1 protein-coding gene is annotated in these 7,048 nt (G+C 33.4%); it reads right to left on the bottom strand.

The window, feature by feature from the left end:
* Positions 1-7,048, bottom strand: a 7,048-nt coding sequence (locus RBH29_RS16835) for a Kelch repeat-containing protein (protein ID WP_306698166.1), incomplete at both ends; no start/stop codon positions are given.

The raw sequence follows: 7,048 nt of genomic DNA, 5'->3' as shown, positions 1-7,048 counted from the left end.
TATGTGTCCTCCTGCAAGAATCTTGCAACCTTAGGATCATACATTCTTGCATTTAGGTAATACAGTCCTGTTTCTTCATCCCACTGATAGCCTGCATAAGTTATATTATTATTTACATCCCCTGTTTGCTCTAATATATTACCAAATGCATCATAGTAATAAGTTGCATCTACTGTTCCTGTAGCTACATTAATCAATGCTGTTACGTCTGCATGACCGTTATACATATAGTAGTAGGATTCATCGTCAACAGTTCTCATTAAGAGGTTTGTACCGTAAAGATTCCTTCCTATCTCATCTCCACTACCATTAACCTCAAGCACCACTTTGTTATACTCATATAAATATTTTGTCAAAGATCCGTTTACTGATTTTGCTACCCTTAAGCCTTCACCGTTGTAAGTGTTTACAACAGTTTTTCCATTAGTTTCTGTCCTAATTAATTGATTCTTATCATCGTATGTATTTGTTACCTCAATGCTGCCATTTGTTGTAACTGTAAGCTGGTTACCGTTATCATCATAAGTATATATAGTTGTCTCTGTTACACTTCCATCAACTCTTGTTGTTACTTCTTCTAAGCGATTTTGCTCGTTGTTCTCATAAGTGTTAATTGTTGTTTCGCCATTATGCTCAATTTTTTCAACTTCCCTGTTGCCTGATGCATCATAGCTATACTCAGTAAGCCTTCCACTTGGCTCAGTTACAGTTTTAAGTCTGTTTAAGTCGTCGTATGTATACGATGTTTTACCCTTATTTACTCCATTTATATATTCTACTTTTTCTAATTGGTTACCTGCAGCATCATATACATAAGTGTAGGTATCCATTATACTTCCATCTGATTTTCTATTTGTCAATACATGAAGAAGACCACTGTCATAGTATTCATATTCCTGCCTTGAACCGTCAGGATATTCTAAACTTTCTCTTCTTCCATCTGGGTAATAGGTATATTCTGTTGTATCATCTTCATCTACTACAAATTTAAGTCTTCCTGCTCTGTCATATACCTTTGTTGTCTCATTTCCTTTAGGATCTGTTGATACTTCTGCCACATATCCTTCAACTTCGTCATATATTATATCATAGTCAAAGGTTGTTGTGCCAATATTAGGTACGGTTTTTGATGTAACTCTTCCTAGTTCATCATAAGCTCTTGTAGTTGTACCTGTATCATCAGTTATTGTAAGCTGATTTCCATTTTTATCATACGTATATGAAATTTCAATATTTCCTGCTGTCTCTTCTTCAAGTCTTCCATGAACATCATATGCATATGTTGATATTATACCTTTCCTATCTACCATCTCTTTAAGGCTTCCATCTGCATAGTACTCATGGGATACTGTTTTTTCTGGCTCATAGGTATAATTTCCCTCTGTTCCTGTCCTTCCTCCATGGTCACTTCTTTTAATTAAAAGATCTGCTACATTATACTCATAAGTTGTTGTATGTTCCCTTCCATCTGTCTGAGTCAGCATATTCCCGTTTAAATCATATGTATAGATTGTTTCTTCATCTAGAGCATTTATTACCTTTGTAAGTCTGTCAAATTCATCATATTCATATCTTGTAGTATTGTTTTCTTCATCGGTTCTACTTGATACATTACCTGACAAATCGTAATTCTTAGTCGTTGTACCTATATGTTCACCTGTATTTGATTCTCTCCTTGTTTCTATCTCTCTGTTGTTTTTATCATATTCAAATATAGTTAAATTATCGTATGCATCATATGACTCTATTTGAAGGCTTGCATCATTGTATTTAAGGCTTTCTATTACATTATATGGGTCGCTTTTTTGTATAAGTCTGTTTAGCTCATCATATACACTGGTATATTCACTTACTACTTCACTGTCACCATCTTTAACCTTCTGTCTCTCTACTTCAACATTTCCATTAGGGTCATATATATATTCTGTAATATGCTCTACAGTTCCTGCTGTACTTCTCTCTTTTACAAGTCTGTTAAGCTGGTCATACTGATACATAACAGTGTTTTCTCTAGCATCTATCTCATAAGTCAGATTTCCGTTTCTGTCATATATTGCAGAATTTGTTATAGCACTGCTGCCATCACTTTCCTGTACAGTATGAGTAAGTTCCTGACCTTGATAATTATATGTGTATAGGTCTACTCTGCCTACAGAATTTTCAGACTTTCTTAAATTACCCATTACATCATATTGGTAAGTAACAATATTAGAGTCTATTGTTTCATCTTCTGGATAAATTACTTTTCTCAAATTATTAAATTCATTGTATTCATAAGTTGTAATGTTATTGTTTCCATCTTTTTGAGTAAGGATGTTACCTAGATAGTCATAAGTATTTACTTCTATTGTCTTTTCAGACTCTCCCTCTTTATTAGATTTTATGTTTAATATGTTGTCTGCATCATCGTATTGATATTTTGTCAAAACTTCATATGATGGCTGTGTATGGGTTCCCCCTTTAATGGTATATTCTTCTCTTACCCTTCCAAGTGCATCGTACACATATTTTTTATTATAGGAAAGTCCTTTATCATTCGCCTCAGGATTAAGGACACTAGTGTTCATGCCCTGTAAATTGTATTCATACTCCGTCCAATAATCTTCCTCATATCCTATGGCATCTGTTTCCCTTTTAAGGTTACCCTTTTCATCGTACTCATTTTTGCTGATAAGTACAGTTCTATCCACCGATGTAAAGTCATTTTGAGAAGCATTATACTCTGTCACCTTACCAACATATGATTTTTGTAGAAGTCTATCCATATCATCATATTCATACTCAGTTCTATTTAAGCTGTTTAACGGTATTCCTTCTATGTAATTTTTTGGCGAAACCTCAATAACAAGCCTTCCTGCTCTGTCATATTCAAAGGCTGTATAATAATTTGAAGTTTCTCCGTCTACCGTTACAGGCGTTCTGGTTGTTTCTAAATCTCCTCTTTTATTGTAGGTATAGTATGTATAATTATTATTACCGTCATTTTCAGTTAAAGGATTGCCTTCCCAATTATAAGTTGTGCTGTTTTCTATATATAATGTATTTCCTTCTATGTCTATAGTTGGCTCTATGGACTTTGTCCTTCTGTTCATATTATCATACTCAAATGTACTGGTCACTTCACCAGGTGTTGTAATTGATGTAACATTTCCATTTTTGTCATAGATGTATGTTGTTACAAGTTCTATTTCTTCTTCATCTTCAAAGGAGTTTCCATAAATATCTCCACTTTTTATATATTCAGTCACCACATCAGGCTTTCCAAAATGATTGTTCTGATAGACTGTTTTTATTGTGTTGGTTTCATCTACATATTCTTCTTCTAATTCTACATTTCCATCTTTGTCATACTCATAATATATTTTTTGACCACTGCTATCTGTTACAAACTTTAATTGCCCATTGTCGTAGTATTCATAGTCTGTTGATACAAAACTAAATGGATACTGATCTTTTAACACAGGCTCTTTTCCTGTACTTTCATTTATAACAAGACCTGTTTTATCATAAGATGTAGAACTATATGTATAAAGTGTTCCAATATCTGTATTTTTAAATGGAACCCAAGTTGACACTTCTCTATCCATTCCATCATATTCATAAAATGTTGTTCCATTAGGAGTTGTTTTTTCTTTTACAGTTCCATTTGGATTGTAAACAAATTCCTCTACACTTGAATCAGGATTTGTTTTTGAAACAAGCCTATCGGCATAATCATACTTCTCTACTACTGTTGCATAATCTGTATCAGTAAAATATTTTCTATGTGTTACCTGAGTTTTTCCATCATCAAGTATGAAATAAAAGTACTCTTCTAAAAGTTCAGATTCTGCTTGTGGAGATTCTCTAAAAGATTTACTTGTAACACGGTTTAATACATCATATTCATAAATATATGCTGAATCATTTGCTCTTATTTCTTCTCTAAGATTTCCAGCTGCATCATATACATATGTTGTGGTATATCCTTCTGGGTCAGTTTCAGTTTTAATTCTTCCGTTATTGTCATATGTAAATCTGTAGCCGTGATCTCCAGTATATTCACCATCTACTTCTAGTTCAGCATCATATAAATTAGCTGGCACTTCCATTTTCTTGTTGCCGTTATCATCATAAACCATTCTTGTTATACTGGTTCTGGTTACAGGTCTAGATTCACCATATCCATCGCTTTCTATAACCTTTAAAACATTACCCATATTATCGTATTCATACATGGTACTCATTCTACTTGGAGTTATTACTGTACTTACTCTTCCATTGTCATCATAGTGATACTCTGTTCTGTTATTTTCAGAATCTTTTTCAATAAACATATTTCCTGTATCACTGTGGTAAGTATACTCAGTTCTATTACCTTCTGCATCAGTTACACTTTCTAAAAGTCCTTTAATCTTATATTTGGAATCAGAATAGTATTCATATGTAGTTATGGCAAATCTATCCTGATTTGCATCTTCGCTATAGGTTTCTCCATTAAATAGAGGCTGAATCTTTCTTAAAAGCTTCGCTCCATCATCATCATAGAAGAAATATGTAATTTTATCACTCTCATCTTTTATTTTTGTTATGTTATTTTTTGAATCGTATTGATATTCCTTTTTACTCTCATCAGGATTTACAATTAATGTTGTGTTATTGTTTTTATCCCTGTAGTATTTTGTCCTGTTTCCATTTCTATCTGTTATTTCTTCTCTTGTATTTCTGTTTTCTTCCATCATCTCATAATAACTATTTTTATAAAATTCATCTCGCTCTTTAAGATTTGTTATATTATGCCACCCATCATATTCCACGTAATATTCATATTCTTTAACTCTTTCATCTGCTTCAATAACCTTGATTGGCTTTTGATCTAGGATATTGAATACTACCTTTGTCATATTTCCATTTTCATCATAAAAGATTCTAGAAAATTCAGCTGAGTCAGTGGTCTGGTCCCCACTTTCATCAGCAGCCACATCAACATATATGTGATATTTCGCCTTATCATAGGCATCATACTGTTTTACAAGTCTACCTAATGGATCATATTCATTTTTAATTACTTGATTGTTGTTAGCATCAAGTATTTGTTTGATTATGCTTCTTTTAATCTCTCCATTTTCATATTCATTATAGTAATTGTATGATGTTGTTTTTCCATTTAAATTTGTAACAGATGTTAGATTTCCTTTTATTTTATCATCTTCAGTATAGTCATATTCTACTACTCTTCCTGCATTATCAGTAACAGTTTTTAAATAATATTCCTCTCCATGTTTTTCATAATCAAAAGTAAGACTTCTTTCTATAAATCCATCCCCGTCTACAGATTCTTCTATTTTGCTTATTCTATTATCATTATCAGAAATATATGATATTTCGATTTTGTTTCCATGCTTATCTTTAATTGATGCAAGGCTTCCTGAATGATATTCATATACTTCCTGCTCTTTATTTGTAAGGGTAAAAACTCCCTGTGCCAACATTTCAAGCTTATCATACGTTCCATACGGAGTTTTATAAGTTCCTGAATTGTCCTGACATTCTTCAAATACAACCCTTGAACCTGTTCCATATGTGACTTCAATTCCTTTAATATCTCTTACATGGTTCCCATGTACAAACCCTTCTAATCCTTCAGTTGTTTTTACATAATGCCAATTGGTACCTTCAACGTTTTTTTGTAAATAAATAAGTTTTGAATCTCTAGTTACAGCACCTAATATTGTACCCCTTGGATACTCTCTTACATTTAAAGCAGATGCAGTTACTATTCCTGAAGTGTCCTCTACATCTTTTATTGATGTCTCATAATTTAGCATCCATCCATAACCTAATGTTGTTCTCTCATGTCCTTTGCTTGAGTTATATGTCCTTGTCAGTTCAATATCCATGCCTGAGCTTTTAACTGTTATGTCATTTTGCTGTTCAATAAAGTTTCCTGTTAAAATATTTGCATGTGAAGACATATATAATCTTCTTGCCTGCTCGTTTTCAATTCCACTATATTTTTCTGCAAATCTTAATCCTGGCAAATCTTCAGGTATATACTCTTCAACTCTATCAAGATAATTACTTCCATTTGTTCCTCCTATCAGCATTATTTTGCTGTAAACAGATGTAATCCCAAAGGAGCTTCTAGAAGTTCTTACACTTTCTCTTGAAGTCCATGTATCTGTTTGAGGATCATATTTTTCAACCACTCTAAGATGGTTTCCATTATATCCTCCCACCGCATATATATTTCCATTAACAACATAGACTCCCAATGCAGCTCTTGCAGTAGGCATAGGTTTAGCTATTGTCCATCTGTCCTCTTTGGGATCATACACTTCAACTGTATGTAAATAACCACCTGGCTCATTGTATCCACCTATTACATATATTTTGTCGTCAACTACTGCAGTTCCAAATCCACTTCTTGTAGTACCCATTGACTGTTTTTGTGTCCACTGGTTGTTATCTTTGGAAGGGTCAAATTCTTCAACAGTTCTTAAGTACTCTCCATTATATCCCCCAAGTACATAAATCTTTCCGTCAACAGTAGCAGCAGATAAACTCTGCCTTGGAGTTAACATTTCAGCTTCACTTCTTGATTCATTTAAAACAGGTGAGTATGATTCCACCGTAGGAAGGTAACTTTCTCCATCATATCCTCCAAATGTGTATATCCTGTTGTCCAAAACAGCTACTCCCATGTCACTTCTTGCTGTGAGCATGCTTCCTTTATTAAAAGTCCACTCGTCTGTAAGATAATCATATTCATCTATTGAATCAATATAATCACCATTATATCCTCCAAGTGCATATACTTTTGTATTAACTGCAGCAGCAGAAAGGTTTCCCTTTGCAGTAGATAAAGCTGCCATTCTGCTTGTAGTTCCTGCTCTTGGAGTGGAGTAGGTAAAATTTTCTTCTATAGAGTTCCATACATTATTGGTTGAGTTGAATTCGTAGCCATGTTCAAGTGGTTTTGTTATAACAAGGTGGTTGAATCTGGATCTACCTGGGTTTTGGAAGTTTACTTTTTGTATTCCATTTCCACTTAATATTACTTTGTGAG

This window comes from Herbivorax alkaliphila (assembly GCF_030848475.1).
GTDB lineage: Bacteria > Bacillota > Clostridia > Acetivibrionales > Acetivibrionaceae > Herbivorax.
This window is presented reverse-complemented; position numbering and strand designations above follow the sequence as displayed.